Consider the following 17763-nt stretch of genomic DNA (forward strand, 5'->3'; position numbering starts at 1 on the left):
GCGGCCTTCATAGCGGGCCGCTTCCAGGGGTGGTGCAAAAATCCAGCAGTGCTTCGATGCTGCGGTATTCAAAGCCGGCGTGCTCGCTCAGGCCGATCTGGCAAGTTCGGCTCATCGACACGCCGTGGCGGCAGCCCTGGGGCAAGGCCGGCGGCAGCCGTCGCAAGCTGTGCGCGTTCAGTTCCGGCACGGTGAAGCCCTTGTCGCCGGCGAAGCCGCAGCAGGCGATGTCCGGCACCGTCAGCCGCTCGGCGCAGCGGCCGGCCAGCCGCTTGAGCGCGTCCGCCGCGCCCATCTCGGCGGCGCTGCAGGGGATGTGCAGCGCCAGTTGCGCCAGCTTGCGCGTCACCGCCAGCCGCGGCGCGACGAAGGCGTCCAGGAAACGGGCCGCGTCGAACAGACGCAAGCGCGCGTCCAGCCGGCCTTGGCGCTGGGCGGACAGAATGCGCGCCGCGCACGGCCCGTTGTCCAGGTAAACCGGATGGCGGCCGTCTTCGCTGGCGGCCAGCAAGGCCAGGTTCAGCGCGTTCTGACTGATGTCCAGCGCCTCCGCCGCATTGGCCGAGGCGAAGGGCTGGCCGCAGCACAGGCCATCCTGGCCAGCCGGATAGCGAGGGCTGAAACCGGCGCGGCGCAGCAAGGCCAGCGTGGGCGCGGCGGCGTTGCCGCCGTCGGCGTCCGCGGCCAGCGCGCGGTTGACGCAGCTGAGGAAGAGCACCACCGGCTCGCCGTCGCCGCCGGCGGCGGGCAGACGGCCGGCCGGCCGCGGCAGATGCGCGGGCAGCAAGGGAATCACCTTGTGGCGGCGGCGCAGCCGCAGGCTGATGCGGTGCAGCCGCTCCGGCCCGAATAGATGCGCCAGCGCCAGGCCGGCGCGGACGGCGGACGCGGCGGCGCCGATGTGGCGGGCGGCGAAGCGCGCGGCGCGCGGCCGCGGCGACGGGCCTTGCAAGCGCTTCATCAATTCGCCGGTATTGATGCCCACCGGACAGCGCGTCGCGCACATGCCGGTGGCGGCGCAGGTATCGATGGCGCGGTAGCGGAAATCGGCGCGCAGCGCGGCCAGCTCTTCCGCAGCGCCGCCGTCGCGGCTCAGTTGCTGGATGCGGCGCCAGGCGACGATGCGCTGGCGCGGGCTCAGCGTCAGCCCGTGCGACGGACAGGCCGCCTCGCAAAAGCCGCATTCGATGCAGCGGTCGACGATGGGATCGGCCGCCGGCAAGGGCTTGAGGTTTTCCAGGTGCAGCCGCTCGTTGTCGGTGATGATCACGCCGGGATTGAGCAGGCCGTCCGGGTCGAACAAGGCCTTGATGCGGCGCATGATGTTCCAGGCGGCGTCGCCCCACTCCTGGCGCACAAAGGGCGCGACATTGCGGCCGGTGCCGTGCTCGGCCTTCAGCGAGCCGTCGTATTCGCCGGCCACCAGCGCGCTGACGTCCTGCATGAAGGCGTCGTAACGCGCCACCTCCCGCTCGCTGTCGAAGCTGGGCGCGAACACGAAATGCAGATTGCCGTCCAGCGCATGGCCGAACAACAAGGCCTCGTCATAGCCGTGGCGGTCGAACAAGGCCGTCAGCCTGGCCACGCCGTCGGCCAGCTGCGGAATTGGGAAAGCCACGTCCTCGATCACCACGGTGCTGCCCAGCGGCCGCACTGCGCCCACCGCTGGAAACAGGCCCTTGCGCAAGGCCCAATAGCTGTCGCAGACCGCGGCCTCGCGGCTGAAGCCGCTGGACAGGCGCGGCGCGAAACCGGCCAGCAGTTGGTCTATCGCCGCGCAATGGCGCTCCAGCTCCGCCTCGGAACCGGCGCGCCCCTCGATCAGCAAACAGGCCTCCTCCGGACCGAACGGCCGCGCCAGGAAATCCGGCAGCCCCGGCTTGCCGTGCAAGGCGCGCAGGCTGCGGCTGTCTATCAGCTCCACCGCCGCCACGCCGTGGGCGTTTGCGGCCGCGCTCAGCGCCGACACCGCGCGGCAGCACGGCTCCAGCGCGTCGAACAGCAGCAAGGCCGAGGCCTTGTGCGGATGCTCGATCACGCTGTGGAAGGTGATTTCGCTGATGAAGCCCAGCGTGCCCTCGGAACCGATCAACACATGGCTGAGCATGTCCACCGGGTCGTCGAAATCCAGCAAGGCGTTGATGCCGTAGCCCGTGGTGTTCTTCAGCCGGTATTTGCGGCGCACCCGCTCGGCCAGCGCCGCGTCGGCACGCAATTCGGCCGCCAGGCCGGACAAGCCGGCCAGCAGCGCGGCGTGGGACTGGCGGAAAGCCGCCACGCTGGCGGCGTCGCCGGTGTCCAGCGCGGCGCCGTCCAGCAGCAGCAGGCGCATCGCCGCCAGCGTGTGATAGCTGTTGTCGCGGGTGCCGCAGCACATGCCGCTGGAGTTGTTGGCGGCGATGCCGCCGATCTTGGCGCTATTGATCGACGCCGGGTCCGGGCCGATCTTGCGGCCGTAAGGCGCCAGCAGGGCGTTGGCGTGGCTGCCTATCATCGCCGGCCCCAGCCGGACGCGCGCACCGTCGTCCAAGACCTGGCCATGGTTGAAGCCATCGCCCAGCAAGACCAGCACCGAATCGCTGACCGCCTGGCCGGACAAGCTGGTGCCGGCGGCGCGGAAGGTCAGCGCCACTCGGTGGCGGCGCGCCAGCGCCAGGATGGCCGCCACTTCCGCCTCGCTGTCGACGCGGGCGACGATTTGCGGCCGCAGCCGGTAAAAGCTGGCGTCGGTGCCGTAAGCCAATGTGGACAGCGGGTCGGTGTAAATGCGCGCCGCCGGCATCGCCGCCAGCAAATCCTGATGGAAAGCCTGATGCGCCGGGCTCATGCTCATGGCCGCTCCCCGGCGGCGCGGCGCGCTTCGCGTTCGCGCACCAGCTCGTGCAGGGTCTTGGGCGCCGGCGTCAACGGCGCGTGGTTCTGGGTCCAGCCCAACTGGCCGCCAAGCGCGAGCTTGCGCAGCCGGGTGGCGCCCCAGCCAAACCAGCGGTACAGCCGCGGCGAGGCGTGGACCTGGCGCCAGCCCTTCCAGGCCAGCCGCTCCGCCGCGCTGGCCGCCGCGCCCTGGCCGCGCAGCGGATGGCTGACCGCCTCCCCGGCCGGACGTTGGCTTTCCTCGCGCAGCCGCATCAGCATCTCGGGGATGGGGATCTTCACCGGGCAGACCTCGCCGCAAGCGCCGCACAGGCTGGAGGCGGTGGGCAGATCGCGGGTGTTTTCCAGGCCCAGCAGATGCGGCGAGATGATCTCGCCGATCGGCCCCGGATAGGTGGTGCCGTAAGCGTGGCCGCCGATGCGGGCGTAGACCGGGCAATGGTTCATGCAGGCGCCGCAGCGTATGCATTGCAGGGTCTTGCGCAATTGCGCGTCGGCGTAGGCCTGGCTGCGGCCGTTGTCCAGCAGCACCAGGTGCACCTCGCGCGGGCCGTCTTTTTCGCCGGCGCGGCGCGGGCCGCTGATCATATTGAAATAGGTGGTGATGGGCTGGCCGATGGCGGAGCGGGTCAGCAGGCTGTACAAGGGCGGCACGTCGGCCAGCTTCTCCACCACTTTCTCTATGCCGGTGATGGCGATATGCAGGTCCGGCACCGTGGTGCACATGCGGCCGTTACCCTCGTTCTCCACCAGGCACAGCGTGCCGGTTTCCGCCACCGCGAAGTTGACGCCGGACAGGCCGACGTCGGCGTCCAGATAGAGCCGGCGCAGCGCGCCGCGGCCTATCTGTATCAACTCGTCCACGTCCTCGGTGTAGGGCGTGCCCGGCAACTTGTCGTGGAATAGCCGCGCGATGTCGGCCTTGGTCTTGTGTATCGCCGGCATGATGATGTGGGTGGGCTTTTCGCCGGCCAGCTGCACGATGTACTCGCCCATATCGCTTTCCACCGCGGCGACGCCGCGCGCTTCCAGATAATGGTTGAGTTCGATTTCCTCGCTGACCATGGACTTGCCCTTGACCATCAGCCGGCCAGCGCGCGCCGCCACCAGACCATGGATGATGCGATTGGCCTCGTCCGCGGTCTCGGCCCAATGCACTTGCACGCCGTTGGCGCTCAGCCGCGCCTCCAACTGCTCCAGCAAGTCCGGCAGCCGCGACAGGCAACGCTGGCGGATGGCTTCTCCCAGCGCGCGCAAGGCGTCCAGTTCCGCCGGATCGTCGAAGGCCGACAAACGCTTGGCCATCAGAAAATCCATCGCCCCGCGCAGGCTGTGGCGCAGTTCGCCGTCGGCCAATGCCGCGCGCGCTTGCTGCTTGAATTGGCGCGAGGGATAAAGCTCGATCTTGTGCTCGCTCATGGTCGGGCCTCCTCCGCCTGCTCCAGCTGCGCCGGATCGATGTGCTCGGGCAGCTGCGCCAGCACCAGCAGTTCACGCGGGCCGTGCGCGCCGTAGGCCAGCGTCAGCTGGATGTCGGCGGTCTTGGACGGGCCGGAAATCAGCAAGGCGTTGGTAGGCATGCCGTCCTGCCAGTTTTCGCAACGCATCGCGCTGTAGAAGTCCGGATAGAGCGTGGCGGTGTCGAACAGGACGATGTGCAGCGGCGGCACCAGGCTCATGGTGCGCGGCTCCTGCGCGTCCGGCCACAGCACCAGGGTGCCGGTGGCGGCGATGCCGCAGCGCGCCGCGGTGAACGCGGCCTCGATCTCGAACAGCTCGGCCTTCCAGTCGTCGACGGCGCGGTCGAAGAAACGCAGCGCCGGCGGCGTCGGCAAGCCTTGCAGCACCGCCTCGGCGCGGCGGCCGTGCGCGGTGTCGGACAGCAGCAAGGAGGCCGGCCGCCGCTGCGCGATCCACACCGCCAGCCGCGTGTGCCAGTCGTCGGCGCGCACCCATAGCACCTCGGTCTTCACCGCCCGCATCGCCCGCGCCCAGCCGCGCAAGGCGTCCAGGCTGTGCTGCGGCGGCGCGAAGCGCCGGAAATGCGCGTCCAGCTCCGGCCGCGGCAGCTCCTCGCGCGGCGCGGCGCGCAGCTTGGCCAGAATGGCGTCGCGGGCGCTCATGCCTTGCCTCCCACGCGCTCCAGCAGAAAGCTGGCCAGATGCCGGCCCCGAAACGCCCCGCCCTCCTTGGCCAGCTTGCCGTTGATATTGAGCAGACAGCCGCCGTCCGCGGTGATGAACTCCACCGCGCCGCTGTCCCGCAGCGCGGCGGCCTTGTCCGTCACCATCGCCCCGGCGATGTCAGGATGCTTGATCGAAAAAGTGCCGCCGAAACCGCAGCACTCGGATTCATGGTCGTGCACCACCCGTTCCACATTGGCCAGCCGCTCCAGCAAGGCCCAAGAGGACAGATGCACATTCATTTCACGGCGGGCGGAACAGGAGGTGTGCACCGCCACCTTCACCTTGGGGCCCTGATCTTGCGGCCGCCAGTCCAGATGGTTGAGCAGAAAATCGCTGAACTCCACCACCCGCGCGGCCGCCGCGCAGGCGCGCGCCTCGTCCGGCTGGCCGGCGAACAGCTTGGGCCAGTGATGCTTGATCATGCCGCCGCAGGAACCGGACGGCACCACGATGGGCCAGTCCTCGGCGAAGCAGTCCAGCTGCGCCCGCGCCACCGCCAGCGCTTCCGCCGGATGGCCGCTGGTATAGGCCGGCTGGCCGCAGCAGCTCTGTTGCTGTGGAAAGTGCACTCGCAAGCCCAAGCCTTCCAGCAAGGCGATGGCGTCCACGCCGGCCTGCGGCAAAAACAGGTCCAGCAGACAGGTGCCGAACAGATACACGTTGGCAGGCTTCATCCGGTTTCCTTTGTAAATTGGTAAGACCAATTATTTTTATTAAAACAACTCTAGAGTGATTGCTTGAGTCCGTCAATATGACGACGCGGATTCCCGCACCGGCTGTGGTAAGCTGCACTCACTCTGGTCTGACCAATTTTTCCGAACCGACAAGCCCGGCGCCATGGCCTATCCCAAACTGAACATCCCCAAACTTTCCGACGTCATCGTCGAACAACTGGAAAAGCGCATTCTGGACGGCGTGCTCAAACCGGGAGACCGCCTGCCGCCGGAACGGCAGCTGGCCGAGGAGTTCGGCGTGTCCCGGCCCTCGCTGCGCGAGGCGATTCAGCAACTGGCGTCGCGTGGCCTGCTCAGCAGCCGCCAGGGCGGCGGCACCTGGGTGACGGACCGGCTGGAGACCGCGTTCTCCGACCCCTGGGAGAAGCTGCTGAACCAGCATCAGGACTTGCACGGTGACTTATTGGAATTCAGGCGGGTGCTGGAAGGCGCGGCGGCGCGCAGCGCGGCCAACCGCGCCACGCCGGCCGACCTACAGCGTCTGGAGCATTGCGTAAATCAATTGCAGAACGCCTACGACGGCGGAGATCTGGCCCAACAGGCGCAGGCCGACGTGCGCTTTCACCAGGCGGTGGCCGAGGCCTCGCACAATGTCTTGTTCGCCCATCTGAGCGGCAGCCTGCTGGCCATGCTGCATCGGCACGTCAAGGACAATATCGCCGATTTGTTCGCGGTGGGAGAAGTGGCGGACGCGCTGCGCGCGCAGCATCTGGCCATCTGGGAAGCTATCCGCGACAAGCTGCCGGACGCCGCGCAGCAAGCGGTGGAACAACATCTGGACTTTGTCGCCACCACGCTGCAAAGCAGGCAGCGGCAAGCGGAGCGCGATGCGCGGGCGCGCATGCGCCTGGAACATCAGGACCCTTGAAACGCGCCTGAGCCGGCCGCCGCGGTGCCAGCATCCATTCAAGGTCTCGCGGGCCAGCGCGAGACAAAGTGAAAACAGCGGAAGAAGCGGAACGCGCTCGCGGCGCATGAGCATTTCGAAGCGGTGCTCGCCATGCCAGGTTTCACGAGGCGCGGCAGATGGTGAATGCTGCTAGACCTGCCCCAATCTCTTCTGACTCTTGATCACAAAGCGCTCGCGGTCCTCTCCCCTGGCCTCCGCCTCCACCAGCCACACCGGCGGCCTGCCGCGGCCGGACCAGGTCTGGTGCGGCATCGCCGGATTCTGATATTTGGGCGTCACGCCGTTTTTGGCGTAGAGCTTGGGCAGAATCAGGCCGTAAGCCATGGCCAGCCGCTCAATTTCTTCTATCCCTTTCTGCTGACGCAACTGAACGCGGTCCGTCAGAGTGTTCAGCAGGAAAACCGCGGCTTCTTTCAAAGCCTGGTCCGAGGAGGAGTCCAGCAAGTCCTCGTTGATCAACTGTTTTTTATTCATGCACGCCTCCTAAGCTTTGCCGGACTGTCGCTTCCCTTCCCACCCCGGCCAATCCGCGCCCGGCATTCTCATGTCTATGCCATCCATCGTTAGCCGTCGATTTGAGCCAGGCTTTAACCTTGTCCGGCATTAACTCTTTGCGCTAATGCCGGACGTGAATTGTTTTTCCGCGGATATTCTATCCCCGCCACCCCAATGGCTTGGAATAGGAATAAACTGATTTTTCCCAGAAAATCACGGCTTTGCGTCCAGCGGCGTCAAAAGCCGCCGCCGCCGCCCCTTAAACCCTCTTTCTCACCCTGCGCCCGCCAAGGGAAATATTTTGAGAAAAGCCTTGCGCGGCCTGAAAAGCCTAGGTATAGTTCGCTTCCTGTCGAGACCGACCGGGCGAAAGCCGGGAAGGACGAAACACTCCGTGGGGGTATAGCTCAGCTGGGAGAGCGCTTGCATGGCATGCAAGAGGTCAGCGGTTCGATCCCGCTTATCTCCACCACAATTCAGTCCCCATCGTCTAGAGGCCTAGGACATCGCCCTTTCACGGCGGTAACCGGGGTTCGAATCCCCGTGGGGACGCCAGCAATACCGGGGGTATAGCTCAGCTGGGAGAGCGCTTGCATGGCATGCAAGAGGTCAGCGGTTCGATCCCGCTTATCTCCACCAAATATAAAAGCCGAAATCTCGCGATTTCGGCTTTTATTCTTTCCCGCGCGGATTTTATTCCGCCGCCATCCTGAATTCGTTCTTACCCGCCCTCTTGGCCTGGTACATCGCCCGGTCGGCCGCATGCAGCAGACCACCCAGATCGCCGCCGTTTTCCGGAAAGAACGCCACCCCGATACTGGCCGACACCGCGCACTCATCGCCCCCCAAAGCCACCGGCTGCGCCAACACCGTCAAGAGCCGACCCACCATCACGCTGCAGGACTCTCCGCGATCCAAGCCCGGCGCCACCACCAGAAACTCGTCCCCGCCCAGGCGCACCACCAAATCCTCGCCGCGCACATGCTGACGCAGACGCTCGGCCATCGCCACCAGCAGCGCGTCGCCCGCCTCGTGCCCCCAGCCGTCGTTCACCGCCTTGAAGCCGTCCAGATCGATGAACAAGAGCGCGATGCGCTCATTGCGGCGCTTGGCCCTGGCAATCTCCTTATCCAGTTCCACCTGCAGAAAATGGCGATTGCCCAAACCGGTCAGTTGATCATGGTAGGCCAGGAAATGAATATGCGCTTCCGCCGCGCGGATCGCCGAAATATCGGAGATGGCCAGCACGTAATGACTGACCGCCCCCTCCCCGTCCCGCACCACCGACGCATGCTGCCAGCAAGGAAAGGTTTCACCCCGGCGGCGACACACCACCTCGCCCTGCCAGAAATGCCGCTCCCCCTCCAGCCGGCGGTAAAAACTCTCGCCATGCGGCTCCACATGCAGGCAATCGTCCGGATCGCTGCCCAACGACTCTTCCGCGCTCAAGCCCGTCAATCGGTAAAAGGATTCGTTCGCCGACACGATGCAACGCCGATGATCCAATACCAGAATCCCCTCCGCGCTGGCCTGAAACACCACGCTGGCTTGCCGCAGGCTGGCCTCGCTCAAATGCGCGTCGGTCACGTCTCGCGCCACCCCCACCCAACGCGCCGGCTCGCCCTGCGCGGCGAAATTGCGCCCGCACAGCTCAAGCCAGCGCTCCGCGCCCTCCGCGTCCAGCTTCACTGTTTTCTGCAAGACCCGCTCGGACTCCAAGATCCGCGTCAACTCGGCGGCGTCGGCCTCGGCCATGCCTAGCAAACCGGGCAACCCGTCCTCGGCGACGGCGAACGGGAACGCGTCCAGAAACTCCTGCTCCCACGCCATCTCGCCGCGCCGGCCGCCCCATTCCCACACCCCCAGCCGGGCCGCCTCCACCGCCATGCGCAAGCGACGGCGCTGACGCTGTTCCTCCACCTCCGCCCTGCGCCGCGCCAGCCCCATGCGCACCGAGGCGTTCAGCTCCCGCAACTGATACGGCTTGAGCAGATAGCCGTAGGGCGCGCTGCCTTCCGCGTTGCGCAGCATATCGTCCTCGGCGTAGGCGGTCAGAAAGATGGACGGGATCTGGAAACGCTCGCGTATCACGCGCGCCGCCTCGGTGCCCGGCACCTCGCCGTCCAGATGAATGTCCATCAACACCAGATCCGGCCGATCCGCCCCCGCCCGTCGCACCGCGTCGTCCGCATTGGCGCAGACGCCGAGAACCCGGTAACCCAAAGACTCCAGACTGGTCTGCAAGTCCAGCGCCACCACCCCTTCGTCTTCCACGATCAACAAACCGTTGTCCATATTCATTCCGCGCTCTCCGGCTCATCGCTGAACGCGATCTCCACGCAGGCCCCGCCCGCCTCAGGCCGCAGCAAGCGAGCCTCCCCCTTCAACTGACCCACCAGGGTGGGAATCAGGCGAAACCCCAAGGAACTGACCTCGCCCAGCTTCACCGACTCCGGAATGCCGACGCCGTCGTCCGACACCAGAATCCGGCAACGCCCGCCGTCCTCCCGCTCCAGCGCCACCTCCACCGTGCCGCGCCGATCGGGAAACGCATGCTTGAGCGCATTGGTCACCAACTCGTTCACCAGCAAGCCGCAGGGAATCGCCCGCTGCATGCCCAGATACACCGCGGCGCCCATGCCGCGGCAGCGCAAGCGCACCCCGACGTCCGACACGCTGCCGCTGAGCAACTGAGTCAGCCGCTCCAGGTAAACCCCCACGTGAATCCGGGAAAAGTCGCCGTGCTCGTACAAGAGCTGATGGATCAGCGCCATCGCGCGCACATGATTCTGACACTCGGTCAGCACCGCCACCGCCTCCGGCGGCGCCGAGCGCGTTTGCAGATTGAGCAGACTGGAAATGACTTGCAGATTGTTTTTGACCCGGTGGTGCACCTCGTTGAGCAAGGCGGTCTTTTCCTTCAAGGCCAGCTCCAGACTGGCCTGCGCCGCCTTGCGCGCGCTGATGTCGGTAATGGTGGCCAGCACTTGCAACTCCCCGCCGTCGCGCACCGGCGTCAGGCCGATTTCGGCCGGGAACTCGCCGCCGTCGCGCCGCACCCCGAAGATTTCCTGCTGGCGAGCCATCTCCCGCGCCTCCGGGCGGCGCATATAATTTTCGATCAGCCGCCCATGGCCGTCGCGGAAGCGCTCCGGCACCAGGCCGGAAATCATCAGACCCTCCATGCCGACGCCCAGATAATCGAACATCACCTCCGCCCGATGATTCGCCATCCGGATGCGCCCGCTCTGGTCTATCATCACCAAGCCGTCCAGCGCAGAATCCACCACCATGCGCAAGCGGGCCTCGCCCTCGCCGCGCAGACGCTCGGCCCGCCGCTCCGCCGCCACGTCCCTGACCACCGCCAACACCCCCACCACCTCGTCCGCCGAGGCGCAATACGGCAGATAGCTGATCTGCCACTCCCTGAGCGCGCCCTTGCCGCCGGCACCCACCTTGGAATTGACGCAAACATCCAGCACCGGCTCGCCGCTCTCCATCACCTGCCGCATCAGCGATTCCAGATATTCGCCGATCTGCGGCAGCGTTTCCGCCACGCCGCGCCCCAGATGGGCCGAATGCGGCAGGCCGTTGGCCTCCGCCAGACGTTGGTTGAGCAATCGATAACGCATCTGGCCGTCAATCAGCGCCAGTCCCACCGGAACCGCCTCCAGCACATCGGACAACACCTGTTCGGCGCAATCCAAGGCGCTGCTTTCGCCCTTCAGGGATCCAGCCACCCGGCCTCCTCACGCCGCCCCCAGCTCACCGCGCCGCGCAGCCGGAAACGGCCGCGCTCAAGCGCGCGCAAACGAGGCGGTCAAGTTGTCACCAGCTTGTGTTATATGACGTATGGAATGGGAAGCAAACTGTTAAAATTGCTTAGCGCAATCAATTGGGACAGGCGCGCCAGGGCGCCGAGAACTCGACGGAAAACCGCGACGAACGCGCGGAAACGCAAAAAGGCCACGCGATGCGTGGCCTTTTGAATTCTGGCTCCCCGAGCAGGGCTCGAACCTGCGACCTGCGGATTAACAGTCCGTCGCTCTACCAACTGAGCTATCAGGGAACATCTCTTGCGAGAGAGGGGTATATTAACCAAACCCCTGAGCGGCGTCAACACCCGGAGCGCTAAATAGCAGCGCTCCGGGCCTCAGACTACGTTCAAGGATTGCGGGTTTCCACCTGCACCAGGTCAGCCGGAGCGGCGCCTTGCTGAGCCTGACGAGTCACGTCGCGACGACGCGGCCCCGCCGGCAATACCGGCTCCTGCGCCGCGGGCGCCTCGACTACCGACTTGGTGGACACCATGACCAAGCCGCCCAGGCTTGCCGGCTCCGCCGCGGCAACGGCGCGGGTCTCGACCACGGCCGGCGCCTCGACTGCCGGCTCGACCGGATCGGCCTGTTCCGGCTCGCTCTGCGCAGCGGCAACTTCCGGCGCAGGCGCGGGTTCCGCCGCGACAAACGCCTCGACAGCCTCCAGCACCGAAACCACTTCAACCGCCGGAGCCGCCTCAAGCACCGGAGCCGCTTCCACGACCGGGGCCAGCTCAATCGCCGGAGCCGCGTCAACAGCCGGCTGTTCCGGCTCAACCGCCGCAACAGGCTCGAACGCTTCCCGCGCCGGCTGGACCGCTTCAACCGCCGCGGATTCAACCGCCGCCGCTTCCTCACGCTGCTCAGCCGCTGCCGCCGGCGCTTCAGCCGGCGCCTCGGCCACCGCCTCGACGACGGCTTCCACCGCTACCGCGCCGACAACGGCCGCGGCTGCGATCGGCGCCGCTTCCGCCGCCGGCAGGGCAAGACCCTCTTCCTGCGGCGCTGCGGCCGGATCATCGCGACGACGGTCGCGACGGCTGCGACGACGACGACGCTCATTGCGCTCCTGCTGCTCGGCGTCGCCTTCGGCGCGAGCCTCGTCGACAACCGGCTTGCTCAGCTCCAAAGCCTGCTCTTCCGCCTGCGGCGCCTGACGACGACGCGGCTCTTGCTGCGGACGCTCCTGCTTCTCCAGCTTTTCCGGACGCTCCTGCGGCGCTTCCTCGCGCGCCGGCTGTTGACGCTGCGCGTCCTTCAGCTCGCGCGGTTCGCGGCCTTCGCGAGTCTCGCGGCCGTTGTCGCGCTCGCGGCGGCGGCCGTTGCGCGGCTGCTCGCCGCGCTCCTGACGCTCCTCGCGTTGCGGCTGCTCTTTGCGCTCCGGACGCTCCTGGCGTTCCTGACGCTCGCCGTCCTGGCGCTCACCGCGTTCGGCGCGCTCCGGACGACGCGGTTTCTCATCGGAACCTTGACGACGCTGCTCGTGTTCGCGACGCGCCTGACCGCCCGGACGGCGGTCGCCGTTGCGCTGGCGGTTGCCGCGTTGCTGAGACTGGGCCGCCGGCTTTTTCTTCTCGGCCGGCTGAGCCGCTTGCTCCGGCTCGGCGAACAGGCTCTTGACCCAAGCGCCCAGCTTGCCGAACAGACCCGGCTCCGGCTCGGCCGCCTTGGCCGCCACCGTCGGCGCCGGCTGCTGAGGCGTAATGCCCTTGACCGCGGCTTCCTGACGCTCCAGCTTCGGCTTTTCATGGCCGAAGTTGGTGATCACGTCTTCTTCCTGCACTTCCACTCGCTTGTAGCTCGGCGCTTCGCCGGCTTCGGCCAGGTCGTCGTGGCGCACGCGCACGATCTTGTAATGCGGGGTTTCCAGATGGATGTTCGGGATCAGCACCACGTCCACGTCCAGACGCTCTTCGATCGAATGGATCTCGGAACGCTTTTCGTTGAGCAGGAAGGTGGCCACGTCCACCGGCACCTGCGCGTGAACCGCGCCGGTGTTTTCCTTCATCGCCTCTTCCTGAATGATGCGCAGGATGTGCAGCGCGGAGGACTCGGTGCCGCGGATGAAACCGATGCCGTGACAGCGCGGGCAGGTCTCATGACTGGTCTCGCCCAGGCTGGGCTGCAGACGCTGACGCGACAATTCCAGCAGGCCGAAACGGGACAGCTTGCCCATTTGGACGCGAGCGCGGTCGTGCTTGAGCACGTCGCGCAGGCGGTTTTCCACGTCGCGCTGGTTCTTGGCGCTTTCCATGTCGATGAAGTCGATCACCACCAGGCCGCCCAGGTCGCGCAAGCGCAGTTGGCGGGCAATTTCCTCGGCCGCCTCCAGATTGGTCTTGACCGCGGTGTCTTCGATGTCGGCGCCCTTGGTGGCGCGCGCGGAGTTGACGTCGATGGACACCAGCGCTTCGGTGTGGTCGATCACGATGGCGCCGCCGGACGGCAGCTGCACGCTGCGCGCGAAGGCGGTTTCGATCTGGTGTTCGATCTGGAAACGGGAGAACAGCGGCACATGATCCTTGTACAGCTTCACACGCGACAGCATGTTGGGCATCACATGGCTCATGAACTGACGGGCCTGATCGTAGATTTCCTCGGTGTCGATCAGCACTTCGCCGATGTCCGGATGGAAGTAATCGCGGATCGCGCGGATCACCAGGCTGCCTTCCTGCAGAATCAGGAACGGCGCGTTCTGAGCGCCGGCCGCGCCTTCAATCGCGCGCCACAGCTGCATCAGGTAACCCAGATCCCACTGCAGTTCTTCCAGATTGCGGCCGATGCCGGCGGTACGGGCGATCAGGCTCATGCCGTGCGGCACTTCCAGCTGAGACAAGAGGTCCTTCAGCTCCTGACGCTCCTCACCCTCGATGCGGCGCGATACGCCGCCGCCGCGCGGGTTGTTGGGCATCAGCACCAGATAACGACCGGCCAGGCTGATATAGGTGGTCAGCGCGGCGCCTTTGTTGCCGCGCTCGTCCTTCTCCACCTGCACGATGACTTCCATGCCTTCGCGCAGCACATCCTGAATGCGCGGACGACCGCCGTCATAGCCCTGGAAATAGGAACGGGACACCTCTTTGAACGGCAGGAAGCCGTGGCGTTCGGTGCCGTAATCGACAAAACAAGCCTCAAGGGAGGGCTCGATACGGGTAATCACACCCTTATAGATATTCCCCTTGCGCTGCTCCTTGCCTACAGTCTCGATATCGAGGTCGACGAGCTTTTGTCCGTCGACGATAGCAACGCGCAGCTCTTCAGCTTGCGTTGCGTTGAACAACATGCGTTTCATTTACATTCCTTGCGCGGCACTCACGCAAGGGATGCAGCCAGTATTTGACGGCCCAGTGACTATTGATGGGCGCTTTCCGAAAGAAGTGTCGATGTAAAGATCGAAAAAAACAGTTTTGACAAGCCTACTTCCTGAAAATCGATCACACGCAGACCTGACTCATGTGCGCAATTGGCGCTCCGGGATCGCCGGCCTGCCTCAAAGGGCAGGACATACAGTGCAGGGGGGCTAGCATGCCGGGTCAAACTTCGCTGCAAAATTTCCTGACTGGCTTAGCATCAGGAAATGGAATACTCGTGAGTGCGTTATGCGTACAAATGCATTACCATCGCTGCTTTTCGGTGAGCGAGTTAACCTTGGCTGCAAACGTCGCGAGCGGCATCAGGTCAGGGTCTGTAAATCCCTGCCGGCCGTCTCCAACCTCTTGCAGCAGCGCCACGCAACATGCCGTGACCTTGGCTTGACATTTCGCCGTCATCTTGGTGCAACACACCTTGGGACAGCGCCAGAAGTATAAGCAATATGACAGACATTCGCAAAGATTCCGTCTCCTTCGTCCAAGTGGACGACGGCGACGCCGGCCAACGCATCGACAACTACCTGGTGCGTTTGCTCAAGGGCGTGCCCAAGAGCCACATCTACCGCATCCTGCGCTCCGGCGAGGTGAGGGTGAACAAGGGCCGCATCGACGCCGCCTACCGCGTGCAGGCGGGCGACGAGCTGCGCATTCCGCCCATACGCGTGGCCGAGCGCGCAGAAAAGAACGTTCCGGCCGCCACCTTCCCGGTGGTGTACGAAGACAACGCGCTGCTGGTGATAGACAAACCGGCCGGCGTGGCGGTGCACGGCGGCAGCGGCGTGTCCTTCGGCGTGATCGAACAACTGCGCCAGGCGCATCCGGACTGGCGCTATCTTGAGCTGGTGCACCGGCTGGACCGTGAAACCTCCGGCCTCCTGATGCTGGCCAAGAAGCGCTCGGCGCTGACCAAGCTGCACGACATGATGCGCGCCAATGTGCCGGACAAGCGCTATCTGGCGCTGGGCCTAGGCCAGTGGCCGGACGACGCGCGCCAGGTCAAACTGCCGCTGTTCAAGTTCCACACCCCGGACGGCGAGCGCCGCGTGAAAGTCAGCGACGCCGAAAACGGCCAGTACGCGCACACCAATTTCGCGGTCAAGGAACGTTTTGCCGAGTTCACGCTGGTGGAAGCCCACCTGCGCACCGGCCGCACCCACCAGATCCGCGTGCACATGCAGGCCAACGGCTGCGCGATCGCCGGCGACGAGAAATACGGCGACTTCGCGCTGAACAAGGAACTGGCCAAACGCGGCCTGAAACGCATGTTCCTGCACGCGCGCAGCCTGTCCCTGCCCCATCCGCTGACCGGCGAGCCGCTGAAACTGGAAGCGCCGCTGCCGCCGGAGCTGGAGCGCTTCCTGAAAAGCCTGAGGTCTTGAGATGAACACTCGCTTCGATCTGGTCGTTTTTGACTGGGACGGCACCCTGATGGACTCCACCGCTCACATCAGCCAGTCCATCCAGCAGGCTTGCGCCGACCTGTCCCTGCCCGTCCCCAGCCGCGAGCAGGCCAGCCACGTCATCGGCCTGCGCCTGGCCGAGGCGCTGCAACAGGCCTGTCCGGCCGCCGCCCCGGAGCAACTGCCGCGGCTGACCGAAGCCTTCCGCCATCATTACCACGCCAACCAGCATCAGGTGACCCTGTTCGACGGCGCCGTGGACTGCCTGAACGCCATCGCCGCCAGCGGCGTTTTCCTGGCGGTGGCCACCGGCAACAGCCGCGCCGGCCTCAACCGCTTGCTGGAGCAGACCGGGCTCGGCCCGCTGTTCCACGCCACCCGCACCGTGGACGAATGCCATTCCAAGCCTCATCCGGACATGCTGTTGTCGCTGACCGAGATGCTGGGCGCGGACCCGCGCCGCACGCTGATGATAGGCGACACCAGCCACGACCTGCTGATGGCCGGCAACGCCGGCTGCCACGGCGTAGGCGTCGGCTTCGGCGCCCACGACAGCGAGCACCTGGAAAGCTGCGGACCGCTGGCCTTGTTCCATTCCTACCCCGAGCTGCAGACATGGCTGCTGCCGAAACTCGGATAATCTGCGCCGCGGCCGAGCTGCAGGACAGCGGCCGCGCCTGGCGCTTCGAGATCGCACAGGCGGACGGCGCTCCGCCGCTGCCCGCCTTCGCCGTGCGCTACCGCGGCAAGGTCTACGCCTACGTCAACGCCTGCCGCCACATCCCGGTGGAACTGGATTTGCGCGACGGCGAAGTCTTCGACCTCAGCGGCCATTATCTGGTGTGCAGCATGCACGGCGCCTGCTACGAAGCGCACACCGGCTATTGCGTCTCCGGGCCCTGCCGCGGCCAGCGGCTGATCGCCGTGCCCGTCTTCGAACAGGACGGCAATATCTGCATCAATGTCATGCCGTCGTGAACTTTGCTAGACTCCTGGAATTATTCAGGGAGCACCCACACATGAGCGACACCTCCAACCATTGGGAACGCCAATTGCTGGAAAAACTGGCCAGCGCCGCGTTGGTGGAACAACGCCGCGCCCGCCAGTGGAAAATTTTCTTCCGCATGATCTGGCTGATCATCATCGGTTTCATCCTGTTCAGCCTGTTCATGCGCAACGAGGACAAGGCCACCGCCGGCATCGTCGGCTCCGGGCACACCGCCGTCATCACGCTGGAAGGCGTGATCGACAGCCAGAGCGACACCGCCAACAAGCTGAGCCAGGCCCTGACCGACGCCTACGGCGACAAGAGCACCAAGGGCATCATCATCGACGCCAACAGCCCGGGCGGCAGCCCGGCGCTGTCCGGCATGGCCTATGACGAAATCCGCCGCCAGAAGAAGCTGCACCCGTCGGTGCCGGTTTACGTGGTGGTCAGCGAGGTCTGCGCGTCCGGCTGCTATTACATCGCCTCCGCCGCCGACAAGATCTTCGTCGACAAGGCCAGCATCATCGGCTCCATCGGCGTATTGTCCGACGGCTTCGGCTTCACCGGCGCCATGGAAAAACTGGGCGTGGACCGCCGCCTGCGCACCTCCGGCGAAAACAAGGCGATGGGCGACCCCTTCTCCCCGGTCAACCCCAAGCAAGAAGCCATCCGCCAGCAATTGCTGGACGACATCCACCAGCAATTCATCGCGGCGGTCCAGGCTGGCCGCGGCCAGCGCCTGGCCAAGGACCCGCAACTGTTCTCCGGCATGGTGTGGCTGGGCGACAAGAGCATCCCGCTGGGCCTGGCCGACGGCCTGGGCACGGTGCGCTCGGTGGCGCGCGACGTGATCAAGGCGGAGAAAACCGTCGACTATACTCAGCAAGACGATCTGTCCAGCCGCGTGGCGCGCAAGATCGGCGTGGAGTTCGCCGGCGGCGTGAAGAGTCTGTTCGACACCAAGCTGTTCTGACCAACCGGCAAGGC

General features: G+C 65.7%; 13 protein-coding genes and 4 tRNA genes. 8 read left to right on the top strand and 9 right to left on the bottom strand.

Annotated elements, in window-relative coordinates; translation table 11 throughout:
- Positions 1–7: 7 nt before the first annotated feature.
- From DB032_RS12780 to DB032_RS12795, 4 genes are read right to left on the bottom strand one after another with little or no spacing between them, the layout of a single operon-like run.
- Positions 8–2833 (bottom strand): FAD-binding and (Fe-S)-binding domain-containing protein, encoded by a 2826-nt coding sequence (locus DB032_RS12780; protein ID WP_107799834.1) that lies wholly within the window; start codon positions 2831–2833, stop codon positions 8–10.
- Entirely contained in the window at positions 2830–4293 is a 1464-nt protein-coding gene (locus DB032_RS12785) for a LutB/LldF family L-lactate oxidation iron-sulfur protein (RefSeq protein WP_107799835.1), read from the bottom strand. Before DB032_RS12785 ends, DB032_RS12780 begins: the two co-directional genes overlap by 4 nt.
- Positions 4290–4997 (bottom strand): lactate utilization protein, encoded by a 708-nt coding sequence (locus DB032_RS12790; protein ID WP_107799836.1) that lies wholly within the window; start codon positions 4995–4997, stop codon positions 4290–4292. The genes DB032_RS12785 and DB032_RS12790 overlap by 4 nt, the downstream gene beginning before the upstream one ends.
- Positions 4994–5734: a (Fe-S)-binding protein gene (locus DB032_RS12795; RefSeq protein WP_107799837.1), complete on the bottom strand. Its 741-nt coding sequence runs from the start codon at positions 5732–5734 to the stop codon at positions 4994–4996. The genes DB032_RS12790 and DB032_RS12795 overlap by 4 nt, the downstream gene beginning before the upstream one ends.
- A 163-nt stretch (positions 5735–5897) precedes the next feature.
- On the opposite strand from DB032_RS12795, the gene DB032_RS12800 reads away from it, so the two are divergent.
- Entirely contained in the window at positions 5898–6662 is a 765-nt protein-coding gene (locus tag DB032_RS12800; protein WP_107799838.1) for an FCD domain-containing protein, read from the top strand.
- Positions 6663–6833: 171 nt separating this feature from the next.
- Here the strand turns inward: DB032_RS12800 and DB032_RS12805 are convergent, their stop codons facing one another.
- The gene (locus DB032_RS12805; RefSeq protein WP_107799839.1) at positions 6834–7178 is read right to left on the bottom strand and encodes an H-NS family nucleoid-associated regulatory protein; all 345 of its coding nucleotides are present in this window, start codon (positions 7176–7178) and stop codon (positions 6834–6836) included.
- 417 nt (positions 7179–7595) lie between these two features.
- On the opposite strand from DB032_RS12805, the gene DB032_RS12810 reads away from it, so the two are divergent.
- The 3 genes from DB032_RS12810 to DB032_RS12820 all read left to right on the top strand — a co-directional run bounded on the left by DB032_RS12810 (position 7596) and on the right by DB032_RS12820 (position 7838).
- A tRNA-Ala gene (locus DB032_RS12810) sits at positions 7596–7671 on the top strand.
- A 7-nt stretch (positions 7672–7678) separates the two neighbouring features.
- Positions 7679–7754: transfer RNA gene (locus DB032_RS12815), tRNA-Glu, on the top strand.
- Positions 7755–7762: 8 nt separating this feature from the next.
- Positions 7763–7838: transfer RNA gene (locus DB032_RS12820), tRNA-Ala, on the top strand.
- Between the two features lie 54 nt (positions 7839–7892).
- Here the strand turns inward: DB032_RS12820 and DB032_RS12825 are convergent.
- The 4 genes from DB032_RS12825 to DB032_RS12840 all read right to left on the bottom strand — a co-directional run bounded on the left by DB032_RS12825 (position 7893) and on the right by DB032_RS12840 (position 14309).
- Positions 7893–9500: a diguanylate cyclase domain-containing protein gene (locus tag DB032_RS12825; protein ID WP_107799840.1), complete on the bottom strand. Its 1608-nt coding sequence runs from the start codon at positions 9498–9500 to the stop codon at positions 7893–7895.
- Positions 9497–10939 carry a PAS domain S-box protein gene (locus tag DB032_RS12830; RefSeq protein ID WP_199225887.1) on the bottom strand — a complete coding sequence of 481 codons (1443 nt, stop codon included), beginning with the start codon at positions 10937–10939 and terminating at the stop codon, positions 9497–9499. The genes DB032_RS12825 and DB032_RS12830 overlap by 4 nt, the downstream gene beginning before the upstream one ends.
- 253 nt (positions 10940–11192) lie before the next feature.
- Positions 11193–11268, bottom strand: a tRNA-Asn gene (locus tag DB032_RS12835).
- A 95-nt stretch (positions 11269–11363) separates the two neighbouring features.
- Positions 11364–14309, bottom strand: coding sequence for an Rne/Rng family ribonuclease (locus tag DB032_RS12840; RefSeq protein ID WP_107799841.1), 2946 nt, complete (start codon positions 14307–14309; stop codon positions 11364–11366).
- A gap of 522 nt (positions 14310–14831) precedes the next feature.
- Here DB032_RS12840 and DB032_RS12845 point away from each other — a divergent pair.
- The 4 genes from DB032_RS12845 to DB032_RS12860 are packed head-to-tail and all read left to right on the top strand — an operon-like array spanning position 14832 to position 17749.
- Positions 14832–15767, top strand: coding sequence for an RluA family pseudouridine synthase (locus DB032_RS12845; RefSeq protein WP_107799842.1), 936 nt, complete (start codon positions 14832–14834; stop codon positions 15765–15767).
- Between the two features lies 1 nt (position 15768).
- Positions 15769–16428, top strand: a complete 660-nt coding sequence (locus tag DB032_RS12850) for an HAD-IA family hydrolase (RefSeq protein WP_107799843.1) — start codon at positions 15769–15771, stop codon at positions 16426–16428.
- Positions 16404–16766: a Rieske 2Fe-2S domain-containing protein gene (locus tag DB032_RS12855; RefSeq protein ID WP_107799844.1), complete on the top strand. Its 363-nt coding sequence runs from the start codon at positions 16404–16406 to the stop codon at positions 16764–16766. The genes DB032_RS12850 and DB032_RS12855 overlap by 25 nt, the downstream gene beginning before the upstream one ends.
- Positions 16767–16807: 41 nt before the next feature.
- Entirely contained in the window at positions 16808–17749 is a 942-nt protein-coding gene (locus DB032_RS12860) for a S49 family peptidase (protein WP_107799845.1), read from the top strand.
- The last annotated feature ends 14 nt before the right edge of the window (positions 17750–17763 follow it).

The sequence above is a fragment of the Chromobacterium sp. Panama genome (assembly GCF_003052555.1).
Classification (GTDB): Bacteria; Pseudomonadota; Gammaproteobacteria; order Burkholderiales; family Chromobacteriaceae; genus Chromobacterium.